19 protein-coding genes are annotated in these 25,926 nt (G+C 49.6%); all 19 read right to left on the bottom strand.

Annotated elements, in window-relative coordinates; translation table 11 throughout:
* Positions 1 to 103: 103 nt before the first annotated feature.
* The 19 genes from gatB to ABMB67_RS21210 all read right to left on the bottom strand — a co-directional run bounded on the left by gatB (position 104) and on the right by ABMB67_RS21210 (position 25,815).
* The gene (gatB, locus tag ABMB67_RS21300; protein WP_251224234.1) at positions 104 to 1,534 is read right to left on the bottom strand and encodes an Asp-tRNA(Asn)/Glu-tRNA(Gln) amidotransferase subunit GatB; all 1,431 of its coding nucleotides are present in this window, start codon (positions 1,532 to 1,534) and stop codon (positions 104 to 106) included.
* Between the two features lie 12 nt (positions 1,535 to 1,546).
* Positions 1,547 to 3,004, bottom strand: a complete 1,458-nt coding sequence (gene gatA / locus ABMB67_RS21295; RefSeq protein WP_354573233.1) for an Asp-tRNA(Asn)/Glu-tRNA(Gln) amidotransferase subunit GatA — start codon at positions 3,002 to 3,004, stop codon at positions 1,547 to 1,549.
* A gap of 17 nt (positions 3,005 to 3,021) precedes the next feature.
* The gene (gene gatC / locus ABMB67_RS21290) at positions 3,022 to 3,312 is read right to left on the bottom strand and encodes an Asp-tRNA(Asn)/Glu-tRNA(Gln) amidotransferase subunit GatC (RefSeq protein ID WP_251194480.1); all 291 of its coding nucleotides are present in this window, start codon (positions 3,310 to 3,312) and stop codon (positions 3,022 to 3,024) included.
* Positions 3,313 to 3,520: 208 nt separating this feature from the next.
* A complete protein-coding gene (gene putP, locus ABMB67_RS21285) occupies positions 3,521 to 5,029 on the bottom strand; it encodes a sodium/proline symporter PutP (protein ID WP_251194479.1) in 1,509 nt (502 codons plus the stop codon).
* A gap of 393 nt (positions 5,030 to 5,422) precedes the next feature.
* Entirely contained in the window at positions 5,423 to 6,388 is a 966-nt protein-coding gene (locus ABMB67_RS21280; protein ID WP_251224236.1) for an ABC transporter permease, read from the bottom strand.
* On the bottom strand, positions 6,388 to 7,446 hold the full coding sequence (locus ABMB67_RS21275) for an ABC transporter permease (protein WP_251194784.1): 1,059 nt from the start codon (positions 7,444 to 7,446) through the stop codon (positions 6,388 to 6,390). The genes ABMB67_RS21280 and ABMB67_RS21275 overlap by 1 nt, the downstream gene beginning before the upstream one ends.
* Complete coding sequence (locus ABMB67_RS21270; protein ID WP_354573232.1) at positions 7,439 to 8,974, bottom strand: ABC transporter ATP-binding protein; 1,536 nt, start codon at positions 8,972 to 8,974, stop codon at positions 7,439 to 7,441. Before ABMB67_RS21270 ends, ABMB67_RS21275 begins: the two co-directional genes overlap by 8 nt.
* A gap of 327 nt (positions 8,975 to 9,301) precedes the next feature.
* Positions 9,302 to 10,426 (bottom strand): BMP family lipoprotein, encoded by a 1,125-nt coding sequence (locus ABMB67_RS21265; protein WP_251224238.1) that lies wholly within the window; start codon positions 10,424 to 10,426, stop codon positions 9,302 to 9,304.
* Positions 10,427 to 10,880: 454 nt separating this feature from the next.
* Positions 10,881 to 11,816, bottom strand: coding sequence for a LipP1 family hormone-sensitive lipase (gene lipP1 / locus ABMB67_RS21260; RefSeq protein WP_251194720.1), 936 nt, complete (start codon positions 11,814 to 11,816; stop codon positions 10,881 to 10,883).
* A gap of 105 nt (positions 11,817 to 11,921) precedes the next feature.
* On the bottom strand, positions 11,922 to 13,097 hold the full coding sequence (locus ABMB67_RS21255; RefSeq protein WP_251224239.1) for a CamS family sex pheromone protein: 1,176 nt from the start codon (positions 13,095 to 13,097) through the stop codon (positions 11,922 to 11,924).
* An 18-nt stretch (positions 13,098 to 13,115) separates the two neighbouring features.
* Positions 13,116 to 15,140, bottom strand: coding sequence for an NAD-dependent DNA ligase LigA (gene ligA, locus ABMB67_RS21250; RefSeq protein ID WP_251224240.1), 2,025 nt, complete (start codon positions 15,138 to 15,140; stop codon positions 13,116 to 13,118).
* Positions 15,141 to 15,215: 75 nt separating this feature from the next.
* Entirely contained in the window at positions 15,216 to 17,414 is a 2,199-nt protein-coding gene (pcrA, locus tag ABMB67_RS21245) for a DNA helicase PcrA (protein ID WP_251224283.1), read from the bottom strand.
* Between the two features lie 59 nt (positions 17,415 to 17,473).
* Complete coding sequence (gene pcrB / locus ABMB67_RS21240; protein WP_354573231.1) at positions 17,474 to 18,169, bottom strand: heptaprenylglyceryl phosphate synthase; 696 nt, start codon at positions 18,167 to 18,169, stop codon at positions 17,474 to 17,476.
* A gap of 362 nt (positions 18,170 to 18,531) precedes the next feature.
* Positions 18,532 to 19,851, bottom strand: a complete 1,320-nt coding sequence (locus ABMB67_RS21235; protein WP_354573230.1) for a CitMHS family transporter — start codon at positions 19,849 to 19,851, stop codon at positions 18,532 to 18,534.
* Positions 19,851 to 20,084 (bottom strand): hypothetical protein, encoded by a 234-nt coding sequence (locus ABMB67_RS21230; RefSeq protein WP_354573229.1) that lies wholly within the window; start codon positions 20,082 to 20,084, stop codon positions 19,851 to 19,853. Before ABMB67_RS21230 ends, ABMB67_RS21235 begins: the two co-directional genes overlap by 1 nt.
* Complete coding sequence (locus tag ABMB67_RS21225) at positions 20,085 to 20,798, bottom strand: response regulator (RefSeq protein WP_354573228.1); 714 nt, start codon at positions 20,796 to 20,798, stop codon at positions 20,085 to 20,087.
* Complete coding sequence (locus ABMB67_RS21220) at positions 20,791 to 22,452, bottom strand: ATP-binding protein (protein ID WP_354573227.1); 1,662 nt, start codon at positions 22,450 to 22,452, stop codon at positions 20,791 to 20,793. The genes ABMB67_RS21225 and ABMB67_RS21220 overlap by 8 nt, the downstream gene beginning before the upstream one ends.
* Positions 22,453 to 22,565: 113 nt before the next feature.
* The gene (locus tag ABMB67_RS21215; RefSeq protein WP_354573226.1) at positions 22,566 to 23,600 is read right to left on the bottom strand and encodes a ribonucleotide-diphosphate reductase subunit beta; all 1,035 of its coding nucleotides are present in this window, start codon (positions 23,598 to 23,600) and stop codon (positions 22,566 to 22,568) included.
* A 22-nt stretch (positions 23,601 to 23,622) separates the two neighbouring features.
* Positions 23,623 to 25,815: a ribonucleoside-diphosphate reductase subunit alpha gene (locus ABMB67_RS21210; RefSeq protein WP_354573225.1), complete on the bottom strand. Its 2,193-nt coding sequence runs from the start codon at positions 25,813 to 25,815 to the stop codon at positions 23,623 to 23,625.
* Positions 25,816 to 25,926: the final 111 nt, after the last annotated feature.

Below are 25,926 nucleotides of genomic sequence, written 5' to 3'. Positions count from 1 at the left end.
GTTCGGGCTTTCTTTCACTCCTCACTATAACTTAAAAAAGAAATAGTGGGTACGATCACCCGTCGATGACCTTACCCACTAATCTTAGTATGTTTCTTTTCTCTTATCGTTTCGCGATTTCTTCAAGCAGCAGCTTGTTGACCATTGGCGGGTTGGCTTTTCCTTTGGAGGCTTTCATAATCTGGCCGACTAAGAAGCCAATTGCCCGGTCCTTCCCGTTCTTATAGTCGTCGATCGACTGCTGATTCTGGTCGAGAACCTCGATGACCATTTTGCGCAGTTCGCCTTCATCTGAGATTTGAACAAGGCCTTTATCCTTGACGATTTGTTCAGGATCTCCACCTTCTTCAATCAGGTCCTTAAAGACCTTCTTCGCGATCTTCGATGAAATCGTTCCTTTTTCGATCAGCTGAATCATTTTTGCCAAGCCTTCCGGCGTGAGCGCGACATCGGCAAGCTCTTTTTGTTCAGCGTTCAAGTAGGCGGAAACTTCACCCATCAACCAGTTCGAGGCAAGCTTCGCATCCGCTCCCTTGGCGATTGTCTCTTCGAAGAAATCAGACATTTCCTTTGTCAGTGTGAGTACCATCGCATCATAGGCCGGCAGACCAAGCTGTTCAACATAACGCTGCTTGCGCTCGTCCGGAAGCTCAGGAATCTCGGCACGAATGCGCTCCTTCCACTCCTCGTCGATGTGAAGCGCCACGAGATCAGGCTCAGGGAAATAGCGATAATCATCGGAGCCTTCCTTGACGCGCATTAATACCGTTTTATTCCCGGCTTCATCGTAGCGACGCGTTTCCTGCTCGATGATTCCACCGGAAAGAAGGACCTGTTCCTGACGTTTTTCTTCATATTCAAGCCCTTTGCGGACGAAGTTAAACGAGTTAAGGTTCTTCAGCTCCGTCTTCGTGCCGAACTTCTCCTGTCCGACCGGGCGCAGAGAAATATTCGCGTCACAGCGCAGCGAGCCTTCCTCCATTTTACAATCAGACACACCCGTATATTGAATGATCGACTTCAGCTTCTCTAAGTAAGCATAAGCCTCGTCTGGAGTGCGAATGTCCGGCTCGGAGACGATTTCAATGAGCGGTGTTCCTTGACGGTTAAAGTCAACCAGTGAGTAGCCGTTACCGGAGTGAGTCAACTTGCCGGCATCCTCTTCCAGATGAAGACGCGTAATTCCGATGCGCTTCTTCTGACCGTCGACCTCAATTTCAATCCAGCCATGCTCGCCAATCGGCTTATCAAACTGGGAAATTTGGTAGGCCTTCGGATTATCCGGATAAAAATAGTTTTTACGGTCGAACTTCGTGTCGGTTGCGACTTCACAATTCAATGCCATCGCCGCTTTCATCGCAAATTCAACTGCCGATTTGTTTAATACAGGCAATACGCCTGGATAACCAAGATCAATGACACTTGTATTCGTGTTCGGCTCTGAACCGAAATGGTTCGGACTGGCTGAGAAAATCTTTGATTCTGTTTTTAGCTCAACGTGAACTTCAAGTCCAATAATCGTTTCAAAATTCATCGTTATCCCCCCTTACAATGCCGGTTTTTGTTTATGATAGTCTGTCGCTTGTTCAAACGCATGGGCGACGCGGTAGACGGTGCTTTCATCAAAATGCTTGCCGATAATTTGCAGCCCGAGCGGCAGACCATCCTGGAAGCCGCATGGAATCGAAATTCCCGGTACACCGGCAAGGTTAACCGGAATCGTCAAAATATCATTGGCATACATCGTTAGTGGATCATCTGTTTTTTCACCGATTTTAAAGGCAGGTGTCGGCGTCGTTGGTCCAACGATAACATCGTACTTTTCAAATACATTCTCAAAGTCCTTTTTAATCAACGTCCGGACTTGCTGGGCTTTTTTATAATAGGCATCATAGTAGCCTGAGCTTAAGGCAAATGTTCCGAGCATGATCCGGCGCTTCACTTCATTACCGAAGCCTTCGGCGCGCGTCTGCTTGTACATTTCCATCAGATTCGTTGCATTGTCGGTACGATAGCCGTAACGTACCCCGTCAAAGCGGGACAGGTTGGCAGAAGCCTCAGAGGAAGACAGCAAATAATAGGTGGCCAGCGCGTACTTCGAGTGCGGAAGGGAAACCTCTTCCCATGTCGCGCCCTGAGCTTCAAGCACTTTAAGTGCATCGAGCACCGACTGCTTCACGGATTCCTGAACACCTTCACCTAAATATTCTTTAGGAACGGCAATCTTCAAGCCTTTTACATCGCCGGTGAGAGCCGAAAGGAAATCAGGCACTTCGACATTCGCCGATGTTGAATCCATCGGATCAATTCCAGTGATGGCTTGCAGCAAATAAGCGTTATCCTCTACAGTACGGGTAATCGGTCCAATTTGATCAAGAGAGGAAGCAAACGCTACTAACCCGTAACGCGAGACACGTCCATATGTAGGTTTTAAGCCGACGACACCACAGTAGGCTGCCGGTTGGCGAATCGATCCGCCCGTATCCGAACCAAGGGCAAATGGCACTTCTCCGGCGGCGACTGTCGCCGCCGAGCCGCCGCTTGAGCCGCCTGGTACATAATCGAGATTCCAAGGGTTTTTCGTTTCCTGGAAAGCGGAATTCTCCGTTGAAGAACCCATTGCAAATTCATCCATATTCAGCTTTCCAATCGTGATCGCCTGAGCTTCGGCAAGCTTTTGAACAACGGTCGCATCGTAAATCGGGTCAAAGTTTTCCAAAATGCGGCTGGAGCATGTTGTCCGCAAACCTTTTGTGACGATGTTGTCCTTCACACCGATCGGCATACCAAATAAAAGCCCACGTTCACCGCCTGAGCTAAGTGCCTCGTCCAGCTCTGCAGCATAAGCGCGCGCCTTTTCTTCGTTTAATGTGACAAACGCTTTCACTTTATCATCGACTTCCGTGATGCGCTTGTATGATTCATCAACAAGATCAGAGACCTTCACTTCTTTCTTTTGAAGCATCGTATGAAGCTCTGACATCTTATGGTCAAATAATGCCATCTTGCTTTTCCCCCCACCTATTCTATAATTGACGGCACCCGTACTTGGCCATCCTCATGGTCTGGTGCATTCTTTAATACCTCTTCAACCGGCAAGCCTTTTTCCGGCTTGTCCTCACGAAGGACATTCTTCATATCGAGAACATGTGAAGTCGGCTCAACACCAGTGGTATCAAGCTCATTCAGCTGCTCCGCAAATGAGATAATTGCATCAAGCTGCTTTGTGAACATTTCTGCTTCTTCATCAGTAATCGCAAGTCGTGCCAGATGCGCTACATGCTTTACTTGATCTGCTTGGATTCGGGACATTTCTTCATTCACCTCCGCGTAAATTCGAACGTATTGACAATATCATTAATGATACCAAATTCCGCCCCTCTAGGCAACAAAGCCCAGTAGAGGAGGCCGGAATTCAGTACGCTGTTTGACTCAGGTATACGTTGAGGCATTACATAAATTAAAAAACAGGGGACAGTTTTTGTTCCACTCGAACGATTCTGTTTGTCCCAGCCCTGACTTAAATAATCGGTGTTTTTGCTTGCTCGTATTCTGCCTCGATTTCTTTAGAAGGCGCTTTGTCGAGCAGGCTGAAAAGAATAATCGCGAGCGAGGCGAAAACGAAGCCAGGAATGATTTCATACAGCTCTAGCAGCGGATAGTGGGCGCGTTCAATTCTAAACCAGGTGTCAAGCTCGGCCCAAATAATAACCGTCATACCGCCGACAATCATTCCCGCCAGTGCTCCATTACGCGTCATTCGCTTCCAAAATAACGCCAGCAGCAGCACCGGACCAAAGGCGGCTCCGAAGCCGGCCCACGCATAGCCAACGAGATCGAGCACTGAACTCTCGGGATGATAGGCAAGCCAGACTGCTACAAGGGCGATGAACACGACGCCGAAGCGGCCGATCCAAACAAGCTCCTGCTGGGAGGCATTTTTGCGTACAAATCCTTTATAAACATCCTCCGCCAGCGCGCTCGATGATACGAGCAGCTGCGAATCAATCGTACTCATGATCGCCGACAAAATCGCCGCTAATAAAAAGCCGGACACCCACGGATCAAATAAAAGCTGACTAAATACAATAAAAACCGTCTCATGGCTACCCTCAGCAAGCGGTTGACCGGCGATGCCATTTGCTGAAAAATAAGCGATCCCGACAAAGCCGGTGAAAATGGCGCCAAACAGAGAAAGGACCATCCACGTCATCCCGACAGCCCGCGCCTTCGGAATTTCGCGTACCGATTTCACCGCCATAAAGCGGGTAACGATATGTGGCTGTCCGAAGTAGCCAAGCCCCCAGGCAAGCAGGGAAACAATTCCGATCACCGTCGTGCCTTGAAAGGCATCTAAATACGATGGATCGATTGCGCCAACGGCCTGAACGGTTTCATTCCAGCCACCCATCTCAGCCATCGCCCGCAGCGGAACGATAATGAGAGCGAGAAACATTAAAATCCCTTGAAAGAAGTCGGTCCAGCTCACCGCTAAAAAGCCGCCTAAAAAGGTGTAGGAAATAATGACGAGCGCCCCAATCCATAACGCCTGCGTATAAGGCATGTCGAAGGAAGCTTCAAACAGGAGCGCGCCACCGACGAGTCCCGAGGATGTGTAAAAAGCAAAGAACACGAGGATGACGAGTGCCGAAATAATCCGCAATGCCTTCGTACGATCATGGAAACGGTTTTCAAGAAATTCAGGCAAGGTGATTGAATCTTTGGCGACAGCCGTATATTGACGGAGGCGTGCCGCAAGAAACTGCCAATTCAAATACGCCCCAATCGCCAGTCCGACGGCGATCCAAATTTCCGTCATGCCGCCGAGATACATCGCCCCCGGCAAGCCGAGCAAAAGCCAGCTGCTCATATCGGAAGCGCCCGCGCTTAACGCCGCCACACTTCCGCCAAGACGCCGGCCCCCAAGTACATAATCTGATAAATTATTCGTCATCCGGTAAGCAATGAAGCCAATTAGCAGCATACCGGCCAAATAAACAATAAAGGTTAACAGCGTTGCCAGTTCCATCTTATTCTCTCCCTCCTCTTCGTAATGTGATAAGTGATAAGACGATTAATAATGGCATCGGTACAAATAACAAAATCCAAGTCGCTGTCGTCAGCTGATAGTCCACTTTCCCTCACCTCCTGTTATTCCATATGCATGAAGAGTGTATCGTAGTATTCCCGGAGAACGAGCGGACGATTACCACGATAACACAATATTATTATCTGAACATTTTTTTATTTATTTACGATTTTATAAGATGTATAACTATCCATTTCTTGTATGTAAGCTTTGCGAGTGAAAAACACAAAATGAATAATCATCCATACATATCATTAATTATTCATTTCTTTTCCCGACAAAAAGGACGATGTTTCAAAAGGTCACATTCGAAACATCGCCACAAATTTGTTATTAACGGGAACCTTTTATATAAGGCTTGCCGATTGCCTTTGGACCTTCAGCGCGACCGACGAAGCCGGCCAGCGCGAGAATCGTCAGCACATAGGGCGCGATCAGGAGAAAAACGGGCGGGACGTTCGCCAGAAGCGGAATCTGCTGCCCGGTTATACTCAATGCCTGCGCCAATCCGAAGAAGAGCGCCGCCCCGAGAGCGCCGAGCGGATGCCACTTTCCGAAGATGAGCGCGGCAAGACTCATGAAGCCTTGGCCGACAATTGTCGTCCCCGAGAAGTTTCCGGAAAACGTCAGCGCAAACACGGCTCCACCGAGACCAGCAAAAGCGCCGCTGAGCATGACGCCGATATAACGCATTTTGTTGACGTTAATCCCCATTGTATCCGCCGCCATCGGATGCTCGCCGACAGAGCGCAGTCGAAGTCCGAACGGCGTGTAAAAAATGATCAGATAGACAATCAAAGCCAACAGAATCGCCACAAAGGATGTAATATACACATTTGAGAAAAACAACGGTCCGATAACCGGAATATCACTTAAAACAGGGACATTAAAACGATAAATGCCATTTTGCACGGAATCGGTTTGTCCTTTGTTGTAAAAAAGCCGCACAAGGAAGACACAAAGCCCGACTGCTAAAAAGTTCAGCGCGACCCCGCTGACAATCTGATCCGCCCGAAAGCTGATCGAAGCGACCGCATGAAATAGTGAAAAAATCATGCCGACGATAATCGCCGCAAGGAGGGCAAGAAAAATCGATGTCCACCATGCTACACCGGCTCCTTGCAATGTCAGCGTAGTTACAATTCCGGTGAAGGCTCCCATTACCATCAGCCCTTCAAGCCCAATATTGACAACACCGGCCCGTTCGCTGAACAAGCCGCCAAGTGCCGTCAAGATAAGAGGAGCAGCTAGGTAAATGGCTGCCGGGATGACAGCAGCTAGTATTTGCATGAGATCCATCATACATCCTCCTTCTTCACACGGTTAATCACCCAACGAATCATATAGCTTGAGGCGACGAAGAAAATAATAAGCGCAATGACGATATCGATCAGTTCACTAGGTACACCGGCCTGCGACTGCATCGTCAGGGCGCCAACCTTTAAGCCCCCGAACAAAAAGGAAGCGAGGGCGACTCCTATCGCGGTATTCGCGCCGAGCAGAGCAACGGCAATTCCATCAAAGCCGACGCCGGAAAAGCCGGCAAGAATGCTCATATATCCATAGGTTCCAAGCCCTTCCATCGCCCCGGCAACACCGGCAAAGGCGCCTGAGACGACCATCGAGAGGACGATGTTCTTCTGCACGTTCATCCCGGCGTATTGCGAGGCGTGCTGGTTAAAGCCGACCGCCCGTAATTCAAAGCCTTTGGACGTTCGCCAAAGCAGAAACCACATAATGAAACAGCCGAGCAGCGCGATGAGAAAGCCATAATGTAAGCGAGAATAATCGGTAATGGATTGCAAAAACGGCGAAGCGAGCGAGGCTGTCGAATGGATTTCCTCCGTCCGCTCACCCGGCACGATCAAATACGTCCGAATAATCGCATTGGCTGTATGTAACGCAATATAGTTCATCATAATTGTCACGATAACTTCATGAACCTGAAAGCGGGCTTTAAGCAAGCCTGGAATAAAACCCCAAAGCGCTCCCGCAGCCGCCCCCGCCAAAATCGAAAGAGGTAGATGGACAATCAGCGGAAGTTCAACTGCCAGTCCGACGTAAACCGCTGCCAGCCAGCCAACGATCAACTGACCTTCCACCCCGATATTCAGCAATCCGGTTCGGAAAGCAAAGGCTACCGCCAGTCCGGCAAGAATGAGCGGTGTCATCGCCCGGATCGTTTCGCCAATATAATAGCTTTCCCCAAAAATTCCTTTTACCAATGCCGCATAACCGGCAATCGGATTATATCCGGTAATCAGCATAATCAACGCACCAATGAGACCGCCGAGCAGAACGGCAATCAATGGCACGGCTAACGACAGCAGTCTTCCTTTAGGAAGCCATTTAGCTATCACGTCTCTCACCTGCTTTCTCTTTCTTCGCGCCTGCCATTAGAAGGCCCAGCTCCTGTTCATTGGTCGTTGCCGCGTCGACAATCGCCACAATTTCCCCTTCGTACATGACCGCAATCCGGTCGCTAACATTCAAAATTTCATCCAGCTCAAGCGACATTAGCAGGACGGCCCGTCCTTTATCACGTTCCTGGACGAGCCGCTGATGGATCGTCTCAATCGCCCCGACATCCAGCCCCCTTGTCGGCTGAGCGGCAATTAACAGCTCAGGTGAACGATCAACCTCACGGGCAATGATTGCTTTTTGCTGATTTCCGCCGGACAGCGCGCGCGCCGGCGTCAGTTCCGTTGGCGTGCGTACATCATAATCCTCAATCAAATGACGGGCTTTCTGATAAATTTCCCCATATTGCAAAATACCATTTTTGGAAAACGGCTTTTGATAATAGGTTTGTAGCACGATATTTTCGCCAATCGTAAAGTCGAGCACGAGACCATGCTTATGGCGATCCTGAGGAATGTGGCCGATTCCGGCCTCCGTCACTTCCCGCGGCTTCAAATTTTGCAGCGGCTGACCTTTTAACTGGATTGTGCCTGCTTCCACTTTGCGCAGTCCCGTAATCGCTTCGATCAGCTCCGTCTGCCCGTTTCCTTCCACTCCGGCAAGCCCGACAATTTCCCCAGCTTTAATATCGAGGCTGAGGTTTTTGACAGCCTCGACACCGCGGCCGTCTTTGACTGTTATTCCTTTGACATCCAGCACAACATCCTGCGGCTTGGCCGGAGCTTTCGTAACCTTAAAGTTGACCTCGCGTCCGACCATCATCGCCGCCAGCTTATCTTCATCGGTTTCAGCGACATCTACCGTCCCGATCCCCTTGCCACGGCGAATGACCGTGCAGCGGTCACAAACAGCAAGAATTTCCTTCAGCTTGTGGGTAATTAAAATAATCGACTTGCCTTCGGCGACCAATGCTTTCATGATCGCAATCAGCTCTTGAATTTCTTGCGGCGTCAACACCGCCGTTGGCTCATCGAAAATCAGAATATCCGCCCCGCGGTACAGCGTTTTCAAGATTTCAACACGCTGCTGCATGCCGACTGAAATATCTTCAATCTTGGCGTAAGGATCCACTTTCAAACCGTAGCGGAGTGAAATTTGCTGAATTTCTTTTGCCGCTTTCTTACTATTAACCGTCCCGAACATCGTCGGCTCGCTTCCGAGAATAATATTTTCGGTAACTGTGAACTTTTCAACGAGCATAAAGTGCTGATGAACCATCCCAATCCCGAGTCGATTAGCGACATTCGGATCGGTAATCCTCTCCTTTTTTCCACGGACGATAATTTCGCCTTTTTCCGGCTGATATAAGCCAAACAGAATATTCATTAAGGTCGATTTACCAGCGCCGTTTTCACCGAGAAGGGCATGGATCTCCCCTTTTTTCACTTGGAGCGTTATATTATCATTTGCGACGATCCCCGGAAACTCTTTGCGAATATGATTCATTTCAATGACATAATTCATCTCGACTCACTCCTTGCTTCTCAGACTCAGCCGTAGTTCTTCCCCGGACTCCAAGCCTTGTTTTCTTGAAAAAAGGGGCAATGATGGATTGGGGAACAGCAATCCGTCATTGTCCCTTTTTCTCCATAATTCACATCCTGTTAAGGAAAAAGAGCAACCTATGCACCCTCACTCCTCGTTAGATCCAATAGCAGGCGACAGGATGCGACGCCCAGACTATTCTACAACTTAAGTCAGAACAGCATAAGTCACCCTGAGTGATGGTGCTCCGAAGATCGCCATCGACCTTCGGAGCAGTCTCTTGCATGAATGATTTCAGTCTGCTTATTACAGGGAAGAAAGATATTCCTCATATTCTTCATCCGTCTGAGGTACGCTAATTTCCCCATCCTGGATTTGAACTTTGTATTCGTCGACCGCATCAAGTGCTTCCTGCGGCACATTGTCAGTTGTCGGCGCAATTCCAACCGCATCCTCTTCCAAACCATATTCGAGGATCTCTCCACCAGGGAAGTCTCCGCTCATCGTCCGCTCAGATACAAGGTAAACAGCCGTATCAACACGCTTTACCATCGAAGTTAATGTAACAGACACATCGCCGGAAACACCTTCCTCATGCTGATCACGGTCAACTCCGATGACCCAGACTTCCTCACCGTTACGCGCTCGGTTAATCGCTTCCTGGAAGACGCCATTTCCCGCTCCTCCAGCGGCATGATAAATAATGTCCGCGCCTTGGCCGTACATATTATTGGCAATTTGCTGACCACGCGTCGCATCATTAAAGCTTTCTGTATACTGCGTTAAAATTTCAGCATCCGGGTTGACAGCCTTCACACCGGCTTTAAACCCGCTTTCAAACTTTTTGATCAATTCACTTTCCACGCCGCCAACAAAGCCGACTTTATTTCCTTTTGTTTGCAATCCGGCAACAACGCCGACAAGGAATGAGCCTTCATGCTCTTTGAACGTAACATTGGCAACGTTGCTGTAAGGATTGCCATCTCCATCTGTAACAACAGTATCGACAATCGCAATTTGAGCGTCTTCAACCTGCTCGGCAATGGTCTTGACAGCATCCTCCATTAAGTAGCCGATCCCCCAAACAAGGTTGGCCTCTTCACGTACAAGTGTCCGAATATTTGGTTCAAAATCGTCCATTGTAGCCGATTGCAAATAACGATAGCCTGTCCCTTCTTCAAGACCCATTTCTTCACCAAATGCCGTTAAGCCTTCCCACGCCGACTGGTTGAATGATTTATCATCAATTCCACCGACATCGGTTACCATTGCGACAGTGAAATCTTCCGCATCCGGTGTAGCTTCGTTTTCCGCGGGCTCTTCACTCGGAGCCGCTTCATCGGTCGTTCCCTCTTCTTCTCCAGCCCCACACGCCGTAAGGGCGACAACAGCCGCCGCCGTCATTGTTAATGTGCGTAACCACTTCTTCATCTTTCTTTCCCCCTTTTTTATTCTACAATAAAAATGCTTAACAAATGTACGCAATAAACGGTTTTCAAATCTGCTCATTCCTTTCTTATGGTTTTCGGCACTCTACTCTCCTATACCCATCAAGCAGCATCATTCATCCCTTATTTTGTACATCGTCAAGCCGACTATCACGCTCGTTAGACATCAGACCTCTGAGGACAGTCCATTGTCTTGAACGACATAAATATATCATGTAATGCGGCAATAATAAACACTTTTTTCATCATTTTTGTCGTATGTAACATACTAATTGTTGTACTTTTACAAGATTTTATTGATTGTACAGCGCTATCATCTTCGGCAGGAAAAAACAGAAATGAGAAAAGGCCGGGCCAAAAGATTGTTACCTTTTGCCCGGACCCTATCAAAGCCAGTTTTCTTTCATCCTCTTCAGCCCTACTGCCTCTCCTTCAGATTATTCACCCGCAGAACGCGCCAGTCTAGTCAGGGTCGCAGCAATTTGCCGATGCAGCTCACGGCTCTGTTCAAACAGCCGCGTCATCCGGAAAAAGCCGTGTATCATTCCTTCATATCTTGTTACTTCCACCGGAACGCCGGCCTCCCTTAAACGAGCGGCGTACAGCTCTCCTTCATCACGATACGGATCATACTCAGCGGTGATCACAAGAGCCGGCGGAAGCTCGGCGTGTGACGCCGCCAAAAGAGGCGAGGCGAGCGGATCAGTCCGCTCCTCTTCCTGTAAATAGTGATGACTGTACCAATCAATCGCTTTCTTCGTAAACCCGTACCCTTCGCCATTTTCCTCGTAGGACGGCTTCGGCTCCGAAAAGTCCGTTCCCGGATAAATTAAAATTTGATAGTGTATAGCCGGCCCTTGCTTTTCCCGTGCCATTAAAGTCACAACCGCCGCCAAATTTCCACCGGCGCTGTCTCCGCCGACGACAAGAATACCTGGATTGCCGTTATAAGCGGAAATATGTTCAGCCACCCATTTTACCGCCGCATAACAATCGTGCGGCGCGGTAGGAAAGCGGTACTCCGGCGCTAAACGATAGTCAACGGACACGATCAGATACCCTGATAGATTGGTAAGCGCACGAAGCGGACGGTCAACAACATCCAGATCACCAAGCACCCAGCCGCCACCGTGAAAATAAACGAGCACCGGAAACGGTCCCGCTCCTTCAGGCGTGTAGATCCGCAGCTGTATCGTGCCGTCCTCAACTGGAATGGTCACCTCTTCCACCTTTGCCACAGCTTGCGGCTCCCCACTGACATCAATCGTTTCTCTCATTCGTTGGCGGTTTTCTTCCACCGTTAATTGTTCAATTGATTTTTGGCCCGCTGCCGCAGTCTCTTCCAAGTATTTTTTCACCTCTGGATGTAGCACACTGTCTCCCCCTCTTTTACATGAATATTCAGTTATTTTGTAGTCTAAGAAGACCTTGAAGACAGACGACTGCCTCCAAGACTTCACTTAGGCTACATTTTGAAACTAGTAAACATGGATAAACGGTTCTTCATTCGGATTTAAAATGACGATACTTTCCGTCTTGCCGGATACAGAGGTGATCGAAACACTGACCTTGTATCCTCCTTGAAAGCGTTGCTGCAGCTGACTCGCCGCAAATTGCGACAGCGCGACAATTTCCGCTTTGCCCTGATAGCGGATCGGGATTTCAATCGTCAACTCCTGAATTTGATTGTTTTCATAACGACCCCTGGCGACAACACCGATGTACGTATCAAAGAATTCCTGGATATCATCCTTGAAGCGCTGGAACTGGTCGGCTTCATTACGCGCCTCTTCATTCGCTTCATTGGAAGGGAATAAATAATAGCGCTGATTCATTCGCTGCCACCGCTCCAAATTGCCTCCCGGCTCAGCCTCAGCCTGGGCGATGAAGTTTCCAGGAATTACGGATTCCTGCGGCTGCTCACGGAACAGGGCGACAATAATTGGAATTTCGTCAAAGGCGCCGTTCTCCCGTTCTTCTGAACGCAATCGATTGACCACTTCCTCCGCGATCCGTCTGCCTTCCTGTTCAATCATTGCTTCTGAAAGCTCGGTTTCGTAGAAGTAGTAGCGGCCCTGTTCATCCTCCACACGGAAATTATACACGCTGTTCATTGAAAGACCGATGACAATCCCGCCAAGATTCAGTTGACCATTCTCGCCTTCGACCATATAGTTATGCTCCAAAATGTGCGACAGAGCACGCGGTCGATCCTCCTCCTGCTCACGCAGCGTATTTCCTTCTCCGAGCGGCGGGTTCAGACCGAGCGGATTATCGGTTTCATCATAGCGCCTCAGCCAACTATTTAATTCTTCACGTTCAATGAATTGACCTTCCCGAAAGAAATAATTCTCCGGCTCAAAATATTGCTGGGCGATGCGGGTCAAACCAATTTCAAGTTCATCCAAATCAAGCCGGTTATGAACGACGGAATTCCCGAATCCGCGCGATTCCCCGTGCAAATAAGTTCCGTCGTAAAGCACGCTTTGATAATAATTATCCGGCGTAATGACTTGCGGTACGACTTCAACACTCGGCTCCCCATCATCAACCGCTTCCTCTACTTCCGCTTCTTCCTCTTCCGGAGGGGTGATCGGTAAGCACCCTGCCAATAGCAGCAGGGCAAGCGACAATCCTGCCAGACGTTTCAACATGTCAACCCCCTCTCCTTTCTATTTTTCTAAATCATTCTCACGGAGCACGGCAACGAGCTCCTCCTCATTCCAGACAGTAATGTTCAGCTCAACGGCTTTCTCAAGCTTTGAACCGGCCTCTTCTCCGGCAATGACAAGATCCGTTTTCTTACTTACGCTTCCCGTCACCTTGCCGCCCAGCTGCTCAATTCTTTCCTTTGCCTCGCCTCTCGTCAGTTGCTCCAGCTTCCCGGTCAGCACAACCGTCTTACCGGCAAATGGACTCTCCTCAAGTTCAGATGCCCGCGGAGCCTTTGGCCCTGTATACGTAAAGTTCACGCCCAATTCCTTCAGCTTGGTGAGCAAGGTCGTCACTTCCGGCTTTTCAAAATAGCGGACGACCGAAGCTGCCATTTTTTCCCCGATTTCATTGACTGCCATCAATTCCTCTTCCGTTGCCCGCTGAAGGTTTTCCATCGTCTCGAATTCCATCGCCAGCGTTTTCGCCGCTTTCGCACCGACAAAGCGGATCCCTAAGCCAAACAGCAGACGTTCGAGCGAGTTATCCTTTGTTTTTTCAATCGCCGCAAGCAGATTGTCAACCGATTTTTCTCCCATACGCTCAAGCTTCAACAGTTCATCGCGCTCCAGCCGGTAAAGATCGGCGACATCGCGAATGAGTTGATGATCGAAAAGTTGCCCGATCACTTTTTCCCCCAGTCCGTCGATGTTCATCGCGTTACGGGAAACGAAGTGAATCAGACCTTCCTTGATTTGCGCCGGGCATTTCGGATTGATGCAGCGCAACGCCACTTCCCCTTCGAGCCTGACGAGCTCACTGGCACAGGCCGGGCATTCCGTCGGCATCGCAAATTCACGCTCATCCCCCTTGCGCAACTCAGTCAGCACATTGACGACTTCCGGAATAATGTCCCCGGCTTTTTTGACGACAACGGAGTCGCCGAGGCGGATATCCTTCTCCCGGATCAAGTCTTCATTATGGAGCGAGGCACGCTGGACTGTTGTTCCGGCCACAGTTACCGGCCGTAGAAGAGCTGTCGGCGTAATGACGCCGGTCCGTCCGACATTTAACGTAATATCCTCTAAAATCGTCACTACCTCTTCCGCCGGAAATTTGAAAGCAATCGCCCAACGTGGACTTTTTGCGGTGAAACCAAGCTCCAGCTGCTGATCAAGCGAATCGACCTTAATGACGATCCCATCAATTTCGTATGGAAGCTCAGCCCGCTTTTCGACCCACTCCTCCGTAAAGGCAATGACCTCTTCGATATCGTGACAAAGCCGGCTTTCCGGGTTGATCCGGAAGCCAAGCTCCTGCAAATAGCGAAGGCTTTCATGATGTGACGGAATCACTTTCCCTTCCAGATGGTTCATCGAATACACATAGATCGAAAGGTGGCGCTTCGCGGCCAGCTTCGGATCAAGCTGACGAAGGGAGCCGGCGGCGGCATTGCGCGGATTGGCAAAGCGCTCTTCACCCGCCTCCTCCTTCTCGACATTGAGCCTTTCAAAGGACGGCTTTGGCATATAGGCTTCACCTCTGACTTCCAGATCAACCTCTTCCTTTAAGCGTAAAGGGATCGCCGGAATCGTCTTTAAATTAGCCGTAATGTCCTCGCCTATCGTCCCGTCTCCTCTCGTCGCCCCTTGGATGAAGCGGCCTTTTTCATATAAAAGCGAAACAGCGAGGCCGTCTATTTTCAGCTCACAGCTGTAGCGGACCTCGTCATCAATCAACTGCCGGACCCGGCGATCAAAATCCCGCAAATCGTCTGCGGAAAAAGCGTTGCCCAGACTGAGCATCGGATTGCGGTGCTCGACCTTTCTGAAAAAAGGCAATGGCTCGCCCCCGACCCGGACAGATGGAGAATCATCGCTAATGAACTCCGGGTACTGCTCCTCCAGAGCGATAAGCTCCTGCATCAGCCTGTCATATTCAGAATCGGGTACAATCGGCTGATCGAGCACATGATAGTGATAGCCGTACTCTTCCAGCAGGGATCGAAGCTCTTCAATCCGCTGCTTTGCATCATTTCGCTCCATTTCGTTCGTTCCTTTCTTAGTATCAACCCAGAATTTTTATCTTTATTATGAAAAAACCGCGCAGCGGCTTTGCCCCTATTTCTTCGTAATGGGCGCAAATTTGGCGAACAGCCGCTTAATGCCGGTCGGGTTCGGAAAGGCAATATCAAGCTCAACCGCTTCGCCTTCGCCTTTTATGCTGACGACCGTGCCAACACCCCATTTTTTATGCTCGGCTTTATCCCCGACCTGCCAGGAAATCCGCTCTCCTCCTGTTTCCGTCGTCTGCGGCCGGCGCGCTGACGCTGAGAGCGCGGCCGGCTTCGGCCGTGACGTCTTCATCCAGTCGGGAACCTGCTTCTCTTCATTAAGCGACTCCAGGCACTTCTCCGGAATTTCGGCGATAAAGCGGGAAGGAGGATTCGTATTCGTGCGCCCGTATAACGTCCGCAGTCTGGCGTTTGTCAAATAAAGCTGCTTTTCGGCACGCGTAATCCCGACATAAGCGAGACGGCGCTCTTCCTCCATTTCCTCTTCCTCAAACAGCGAACGGCTGTGAGGGAAAATGCCTTCCTCCATTCCGATCAGAAAGACGACCGGAAACTCCAGCCCTTTGGCCGAGTGAAGCGTCATCAGCGTAATCGCCTCCTTCGGCTTCCCTTCCTTCTCCTCATCGAGCTGGTCAATATCGGCAACTAAAGCGAGATCGGTTAAAAACGCGACAAGCGACTTGTCCTCATTCTGCTTCTCAAATTCATTCGTTACCGTTAAAAATTCATCAATATTCTCTAGCCGGCTTTGCGCTTCAAGCGATTTGTCATTGCGCAGCATTTCGCGATAGCCTGTCCGCTCAAGCAGCTCCTCCACAAGCTCGGAAACCGACAAGTATTCCTGCATTTGCATCCAGTGGCGCAGCTGCTCCGCAAAATCGTGGAGCTTCGCTACCGCCCGTCCGCTCAGGCCGATTTGGTCAACCTCCTGCAAGGCGGCGAACATCGAAATCCCCTGCTCGGACGCAAAGGCGCCAATTTTATCAACCGTCGTCGCGCCGATTCCCCGTTTTGGGACGTTAATGATCCGCTGCAGACTAATATCATCATCGGGGTTGGCGATAAGCCGCAAATACGCGAGCACATCCTTGATTTCTTTCCGATCATAGAACTTTGTACCGCCGACGATATTGTAATCAATATTTGATTTGACGAAATACTCCTCAATCACCCGCGACTGGGCATTCGTCCGGTACAAAATCGCAATATCAGAGTAGGAATAGTTCTCCTGTCTCGTCTTTTCTCTAATTTTCTCAACGACGAACTGCGCTTCAGACTGTTCCGTATCGGCCGCAAAATAGCCGATGCCGCAGCCTGCCTCGTTATCGGTCCATAGATTCTTCTTTTTGCGCTTGGCATTGTTCGCAATCACATTGTTCGCAGCTTCAAGAATCGTTTTGGTCGAGCGGTAATTTTGCTCAAGCAGGATCACCTTCGCATTTGGATAGTCTTCCTCAAAGGACAGAATATTACCAATGTCGGCCCCGCGCCAGCGATAAATCGACTGATCGGAGTCGCCGACGACACAAATGTTTTTAAAGCGGCTGCTCAGCTGCTGCACGAGCATATATTGAGCGCGGTTCGTATCCTGGTATTCATCAACGAGAATATACTGAAACTTGCGCTGATAAAATTCAAGCACTTCCGGCACAAGCTTAAACAGCTCGATCGTTTTCATAATTAAATCATCAAAATCAAGCGCATGATTCAGCTTTAGCTGCTTTTGATAGTCAACATATACATCGGCGGCAATTTGCTCGTAAGGTCCCGTCGCCGTACTGGCAAACGCATCCGGTTTTTTTAATTCATTTTTCGCGCTGCTGATCATTCCGAGAATCGTCCGCGGCTCGAATTTCTTGGAATCAATATTGCGTTTTTTGACAATTTGTTTGATCACCGATAATTGATCAGTCGAGTCAAGAATCGTAAAATTCCGGCTGTAGCCAATCCGGTCAATATCACGGCGCAAAATGCGGACGCACATCGAGTGAAAGGTCGAAATCCAAATATCCTCGGCAATTGGTCCGACAAGCTGGGCGACCCGGTCCTTCATCTCCCGCGCCGCTTTATTCGTAAACGTAATTGCCAGCACACTCCATGGCGCGATCGCTTTTTCCCTTAGCAAATAGGCGATCCGATGCGTCAGCACCCGCGTCTTGCCACTACCGGCCCCGGCCATTAACAGCAATGGGCCTTCCGTATGCGTCACGGCCTCCCGCTGTTCCGGATTGAGCCCGGCGAGCATTTTTTCAACAATTTTTCCTTGCACAAATCCCACCACCAAATATTCGTCTTGTATTTATTCTACTTTTGCGTACGTTTTACAGCTTCGACTGTTGCCAGCGCTACCCCGACATCCTCATAAATCAAATTCCCGACAACGACTGTATCAGCAAGGCCGGCCATTTCCCGCGCCTGCGCCGGTGATTGAATGCCACCGCCGTAAAACAGCCGCGTCTTCTCCAGCACTCGTGACACGTCCTCGACGATGCTGACGTCGCCATACACGCCGCTGTATTCGAGATAGAATACCGGAAACTGATACAGCTTCTCAGCCATACGGGCATACGCGACAATATCCTCACCTGACAGGTCTGTGTTTGCTTCGGTCAACGCAGCGACCTTGGCTTCCTGATTCAGCACACAGTACCCTTCCATCACAACCTCGTCCCAGTTCATAATCGGGCCGAATTCCTTGATCGCGGCGTGATGATGACCGAGAACCCACTCCACTTTACTACTATTCATCACAGAGGGAATGAAAAAATAATCAAAGCCTGGCGTGATGGACTCGACATTGGAAATTTCCAGCGCGCAGGAAACGCTGAAACGGCGAACCCGGGCCAGCAGCTGCAATGTCTTATCTAATGTCACTCCATCCGTCCCCCCGAGCAGAATCCCATCCGTTCCCGATTCACATACGGCTTCAAGGTCTTGATCGGAAATCTCTTTATTCGGGTCCAATTTAAATACATGGCGCCACTCTTGATAGTCAAGCATTTTCTCTTCCACCTCTGCTATTGTTCATGTCATTTCTCTGAACGTCATTATACCAAAGATAAGAGCTGTTGTCGCTTGACGATCTTGTAAAATAACAGGCAACACTTCGCCTTTCCCTTACTGGACATTCAAGTAATGACCGCCTTATACAGATACGGAGGAAGGAGAAGAGATCATTACGATGGAAAATTTCCTCTTGCCTGCGATAGAAGATCGAGCCGTTACCCTCGGTTCTGAAGAAATGCAAAAACGCCCCAGCTTGAAACTGGAGCGCTATCGTTTCCTATTAAATAGTCCCTGAGGAAGCGAGTAGCTGAAAGAAACCCTCCTCCTCATGAACAAGAGCTGAAACATCATACTGCTTACAGCGTAACAATGCCAATCAGCATCGCAATGACAATTAACACAATACTGAATCCCCACACCCAGAAGAAGGAATAACGGATATGCCTTCCCATCTCAAGACCTGCCAGCCCGAGCGCGAGCCATAATGCTGGTGAAAACGGACTGACGAAAGTACCGATAATATTACCGATAATCATCGCATAGGCGATCGATGCCGAATCGACGCCATGAGCACTGACAATTTGATCGATTAAAGGTAATAAGGCGAAATAATAGGCATCCGTACTTAAAATCAGTTCAAAAGGCACTCCAAGAAAACCGATGATGACATGAAGATACGGGATGACGAACGCCGGAAGATAAAGAACGATATCCGTTGCCAGTGAATCGAGCATTCCCGTGCCATCAAGAATTCCGAGGAACGATCCGGCAGCAAGAATGATCGCCGCCATCAGCAGCGCATTTGGCGCATGCGCTTTGATCCGTTCCATTTGATCATTGACCTTTGGATAGTTAACAAGCAGAGCCACACTGAGACCGATCATAAAGATAAATCCAGCCGGAATGATGCCCCAAACGAGCAGCGTAATAACCCCTAACGTTAAAAGGAGATTCAGCCACAGCAAGCGCGGACGAAGGAGGCTTTCGTCTTTTTCTTTGATCGTTGCCGTTTCCACGGTTACTGCAACTTCATCAGCCGCTCCGCCTTGCGCCTCCAGCTTGGCAATCCGCCGTTTCTCGCGGATGCCGAGAATGACCGCCAGCCCGACAAGCAGCACGAGAGCAATGAGCTGCAACGGAATAAGCGGCCGCCATAAATCGGAAGGATCGCCGCCAATAACCGCCGCCGTCCGGCCAATCGGCCCGGCCCACGGCACCATATTCATGATACTGGCACTAAGTCCGACAAGCAGCAGCAAAAGATATGGATTCATCCGTAGCTTCTGATAAAGCGGAAGCAAAGCCGGAATCGTAATTAAAAACGTTGACGCCCCTGAGCCATCGAGATGGGCAATCGCCCCGATCAGCACCGTCCCGACTGTAACCGCTATCACATTCCCGCGTGAAATCGCAATCATTTTATTAATAATCGGGTCAAACAGACCGGCATCCTGCATCACGCCAAAAAACAAAATCGCAAAGATGAACATAATCGCGACCTGAATGACCCGGTCAATTCCTTCATTAAATAAACCGCCGATTTCAGCAAGACCGAAGCCCGCTAACAGCGCGCCGGCGATTGGCACAAGCACAAGGCCGATAATCGGCGAAACCCGCCCCCGCAGCAATAAAAATACAATAATAAATATCGTCGCAAAACCGATCAAACTTAACATCATACTTCCCCCTTTTTTCCAAACAAGACAGAGGGATTCAAGCTCTCCGAAAACCATAAAGCGCTTACAAGCACCAACAAAAACCCCTCTATCAAAATGCTATTCCAACGGTAGCATAATTGATAAAGAGGATGAAGCTTTTGGAGAAAAAGCGTATATTGCGCATTATTTGCTTTTTGTTCATTATGCTCACAGAAGAAAAACGCCACGCCACAGACGTCTTTTTCTTTCATTCACCCATCCTTATCCTGCAAGCGAAAATAGCGGCGCTCCGGCCGGCCGACCTCTCCATACTTTTGTTCCGCGGCAATCTCGTTAGTCGTCACCAAATATTCTAAATACCGTCTCGCCGTGGAGCGGCTTGCGCCGATCGTTTTGCCGACAGCGGCTGCGGTTAAGCCTTCTTCTTTATCGTCTTTCATTACCCGTCGGACTTTTTCCAAGGTCAGACGGTCAATTCCTTTCGGCAGCTCACTGTAGTCCGCTTCCTGTTCCAGCCTTTTCTGACGTCCTGCAAATAAGCCGTCGATCTCCTCCTGCTCCAGCTCCTCGTTCGTCATAAAGGTTCGCCGCTGGTGTCGGTAACGCTCCAATGTTTTCTCCAGCCGGGCAAATTCCACCGGCTTGATAATATAATCAAACACCCCGCCGCGCAAGGTCTCCTCGATTGTTTTCACTTCTTTGGCAGCCGTCATCATAATGACATCGCATTGTCTTAGACGACGGATTTCCCAGAACAACTCGAGTCCTTCAACATCCGGAATAAAGACATCAAGCAAGATCAAATCCGGCTTTGCCTTCCCGCTTGCCAAATAGGCTTTTGTCTCCTCTCCGGTCTGCAAAGTCGCCACCACCTCAAACTCTGGCACTTTTTCGACGAATTGCCTTGTAATCTCCGCCACCCGAAAATCATCTTCAACAATTAACACGTGAAACCGTTCAGTCATCCATCTTCCCTCCGTCCCTTTCTTTCGCTAGTGTCACGACAAAGCAGGCTCCACCAAGCTCGCTTTCCTCAAGCGTCAGTTCACCATCTATATCCTCCAACAGCCGCCTCGTCAACGCAAGACCGATCCCTCGATCAGCACCGGCCTTCGTCGTATAGCCCTGCTGAAAAACCTTTTCGATCTCCTCTTCCGCAATGCCCGGACCCGCATCGTCAACTTCAAACACGACCACATCACCAATATCTGTGAAAGACAGGGCGACCTCGCGCTGTGCTGTTTTGTCCTTGACCGCTTCAATCGCATTGCCGATCAAATTGCCCAGCACGGTTACCAATGCATCGCGCTGCCGGTCAGAAAATGGATGCTGCAGTTGACTGTCTGGGTCAATCGTTAACGTCACACGTTGCTCCAAAGCCTGATTCAGCTTTCCGAGTAAAATCCCGCTTATCATCGGATCGGGCACCTTTTTCATCAAAAAATGAATCCAGTTCTGCTGAAGTGTGCTCTCACGCCTAATAAAATCAACCGCCTCCTGCTGCTTATCGAGCTGAATTAAACCGAGAATCGTAAACATCTTATTGGAAAATTCATGTGTCTGGGCACGCAGCGCCTCCGCATATTGCTTCACTCTTGTCAGCTCCTGTGAAAGCTGCTCCAACTCAGTTTTATTCCGAAAAGTCGACACGGCACCGATCAAATTCTGCTGGTAATAAATCGGCAGCCGATTGACTAACACGATATGTTTGCCGACAAGCATCTCCTTATCATACTGGCTTTCTCCCGTCTGCAGCACTTCATGCAGACGCGAGTTCGGCAGGACGTCCAAAATCGGTTTTCCGATAAACGGATTCGGCTCCTGGGCCTTTGCCCCGAGAAGACGCTGAGCCGCTGTATTCATTAAAGTAATCAACCCATAGCGATTAACGGCAATAATTGCTTCATGAGTCGACTGTAAAATCGTCTCCTTTTGTAAGAAAAGATGCGAAATTTCCTCCGGCTCCAACCCAAAGAGCAGCCTCTTAATATAACGGGCGATGAGAACAGCCCCGACGATACCGACGCTCACAAGGGCAACTAAGACATACCAGAGCTTGCGATGATAATTCATGACAATCGTCTGGACATCCTGCGTTAGAAATCCGACACTGACTACCCCAATCACCCCACCATCGGTATCGCGCACCGGCACCTTACCGCGAATCGAACGCCCGAGCGATCCGATAGCCTCCGAAACATAGGATTCACCTAACAGCAGCGCCCTCTCATTGTCTCCTCCGACCATTTGCTCTCCAAGCCGCTCAGGCTGCGGATGAGCATAACGAATCTCCTCCCTATTGCCGACTACAATAAATTGCGCCCCCGTCGCCGCCCGAATCGGTTCCACAAGCGGATGAATGACCGCAGCAGGATCGTCCAGCTCGTACGCTTGCCGCAATTCAGGGATCCGCGCGACGCTTTCGGCTACGGCAAGCGCCCTTTCGCCTACTTCATGTTTAAGAGTATCCGAGAAAAAGGCATGGAGAAACAGCCCCATAATCGCAAACATGCTAATAATCAGCAGCCCGATGATCAACGTCATTTTCATTTGCAGCTTCAATTTCACGTTAGGGTTGCCAATGTACTTAAGATAGTCACCCTCTTTTATCGTCAGCATTTTCGCCCCGGCTCCTTTTCCCTTTCTTGTTCCATCTCGTATTGTTTCATATTGCCAACAATAAAATAAGTCTGGCGACATGGTTTTTCAACCTGTTTGCCAGACTTATTTTCCTACAATTCATCAAAGCCGTTATCGCTTGATACTTTGGCATATTGCCGTGATTTTTGCTCAAAGAAGTCGCTTTTGGCGGCATTGACGTCTTCATAGGCTTTAATCCATCTCATCGTATTCGTCCGGTATTCCGGGTAAATCGCTTCATAGCCGAGCTGTTTGATCCGTTTATTTGCCATAAACTTTAAATAGGCTTCCATTTCCCCGGGATCGATGCCGTCGATCCGGTCGCCGATAATATAGCGGAACCAGTTCATCTCCAGCTCGGTCGCTCTGTGAAAAGCACGCTCGACAAACTGCTTCATCTCCGCTGAATCAAGCTCTGGATTTTCACGAAGCAGCTCTTTATAGAGATTCGTAAAAAAGTAGACATGGAGCTGCTCATCCCGGTTAATATAATTAATCATCGTCGATGTCGAGACCATCTTTTGATGGCGGGCGAGGTTATAAAAGAAGGCAAACCCTGAATAGAAATTCAGCCCTTCGAGAATTACATCATAGACAATCGATTTCGCCAGCGTTTCGGCGCTTGGACGCTCAGTAAAATCCTCATAGCCATCGACGATAAATTCATTTCGTTCCCGCAGCACGGTATCATGCTTCCAATATTCATAGATTTCATCCTGAACCGCCTTCGGCACGAGGCTTGACAGCACATAGGAATAGCTTTGGTTATGAACGACTTCCTGGAAGGACAGAACGCTCATCAGCGCCGCCATGCTTGAATCGGTTAAATAGTCGGCCACCCGCAGCGTGTAATCGGTTTGGATGCTGTCAAGAAAAGCGAGCAAGCCGATAATTTTTTTGAACGCCTCCTGCTCGTGCTCCGTCAGCGAGGTGAACTGCTTGGCATCATGGGTCATATTGATCTCGAACGGCGTCCAGAAATTGGCGAGCATATTTTTGTACAGTGGATAAGCCCATGAGTAACGGACATCATCCCAGTTCAGCACGTTCGAGCTTTTGCCGTTGATCAGCGCGGTCGAGGCATTCGGTGCCTCGACATCGTATAGCTTTCTTTTTTCCATCATCATCGATTCTCCCCTTTGTTCCAATTTAGCTGGAGCAGCTCTCACAATCCTCGACCGTCACCGAGGTCGAACGGACATAATAGGTCGTCTTCAACCCTTCCTGCCAGGCGAGCAGGTGAAGCTCAAGCAGCTCTTTTGCTTTCACCGTATTCGGCACATACAGATTAAAGGAAATCCCTTGATCGACATGACGCTGACGCCGTCCGTTCTGGCGGATGCTCCATTTTTGGTCGATCAGGTGAGCCTGCTTATAGAGCCAGGTCGTTTCCGCCGTCAAATCCGGTGCCACGACAGGGATTCGGTAATTTTTCTTTTCTTCAACATAAAACTTCGCAAAAATCGGATCAATCGAAGCAGTCGAGCCGGCAATGAGCGAGGTCGTCGCATTTGGCGCGACCGCCATCATATAGCCGTTACGCACGCCGTACTCTGCCACATCCTGCCGCAGCTCATTCCATTTTCCCGACGTGTAGTCCCTCTTCGCAAAATAGTCCCCCGTATGCCAGTCGGAGCCGGAAAACGCCGGATAGGCGCCCTTTTCCTTTGCCAACAGCAATGAGGCTTTCACGGTGTAATAATGAATTTGCTCATAAATCTCATCCGCATAGGCGACGGCTTCCTCGCTTTCCCAGCGAATTCCTTTCTTCGCCAGCAAATGATGCCAGCCGAACGTCCCCAGTCCGACCGCGCGGTATTTTTCATTCGTCAACTGCGCCTGTTTCACCTCAATCTGATTGAGGTCAATCACATTATCGAGCATCCGCACCTGAATCGTAATTAACCGTTCGAGCACATCATCTTCCACGGCATTGGCGAGCGAAATCGAGGACAGATTGCAGACGACAAAATCACCCGGCGTTTTCGTCGTAATGATTTTCCCGTCCTCCGTATGCTCTTCTTCAATGATCGTCGGGCTCATATTTTGCATAATTTCCGTACAAAGATTCGAGCCGTAGATCATGCCACGGTGCCGGTTCGGATTCATCCGGTTCACCGTATCGCGGTAAAACATAAACGGACTGCCCGTCTCAAGCTGCGAGAGCATGATCCGCTTCATGATCTCAATCGCCGGCACTTCCACGCGCGAAAGCGCCTCTTCCTCCAGACAGCGGCGGTAACGGTCGCGGAAGCTTCCCTCACCCTTTTTCTCGTCATAGCTGTCCTCCAGCGAAAAGCCCATCACCTGCCGTACTTCATGCGGGTCAAACAACGCCCAATTCTCACGCTTTTCTACCGCCTCCATAAATAAATCAGGAACGGAAACAGCGGTGAACAAGTCATGCGTCCGCTGTCGTTCATCACCGTTGTTCAGCTTCGCATCAAGAAAGGAAAAAATATCGCGGTGCCACACATCCAAATAAACGGCAATCGCCCCCTGGCGCTGGCCAAGCTGGTCAACGCTGACCGCGACGTTGTTCAATTGCTTCATCCATGGCAGCACACCGGAGGAGACTCCTTTAAAGCCGCGGATCGAAGACCCTTTTGCCCGGATTTTGCCAAGGTAGATTCCAAGTCCACCGCCATTTTTGCTGACGGTCGCCGCATCGGTGCAGCTGTCGAAAATCGCTCGAAGATCATCCTCGACCGTATCAATAAAGCAGCTTGATAATTGCCCTCCCTTCTTTCCGGCGTTCGCCAATGTCGGCGTTGCCGTCGTCATATATAAATGAGAGAGCGCCCAATAGCTTTCCTTCACCAGCTCAAGGCGACGTTCGCGCGGTTCCTTGACCATCAGCAGCATTGCGATCACCATGAAGCGCTCCTGCGGCAGCTCCTGAAGCGTTCCATCATAGCTTCTCGTCAAATAACGGTCAGCCAATGTCTTAATTCCAATGTATGTAAAGCGCTGATCCTGAGAAAGGTCCAGCACGCCGGCCAGCTCAGCGAGTTCCTGTGACGAATAGCTCGCCAGCCGCTCATCGTACAGGCCGTCCGCGATTAATCGACCGACCTGGGCCGGGAATGTCGAAGCCCATTGCTCCACTGCTGTGCCACGCAAGCCTGTGACTTGCTCATAAATCGAGTACAGATAGCATTGCGCCGCGACATATGTCCAATCCGGCTCATCAACATCGAGATGATTCAACGCTTCAAGCGCCCGCTTTTCCCAGGAAATGTCTTTATCCATTTTCTCCAGCCACTCGGCGATCGGTAAATCGCTAAATCGACTGATTAGCTCGTCTATCCCATATCGTTCCACTGTTCCTGCTTTGCTCATCTTCCATCACTCCTTCAAAAATTTCGAGGCCATCGAATTCCATCAAAAAACGCCCTTTCTCGGGCTGAGAAAGGGCGTAAAACGGCAGATTGAGAGTGTAATGTTCAGCTT

The sequence above is a fragment of the Halalkalibacter oceani genome (assembly GCF_040544555.1).
GTDB classification, from domain to species: domain Bacteria; phylum Bacillota; class Bacilli; order Bacillales; family Bacillaceae_D; genus Halalkalibacter; species Halalkalibacter oceani.
This window is presented reverse-complemented; position numbering and strand designations above follow the sequence as displayed.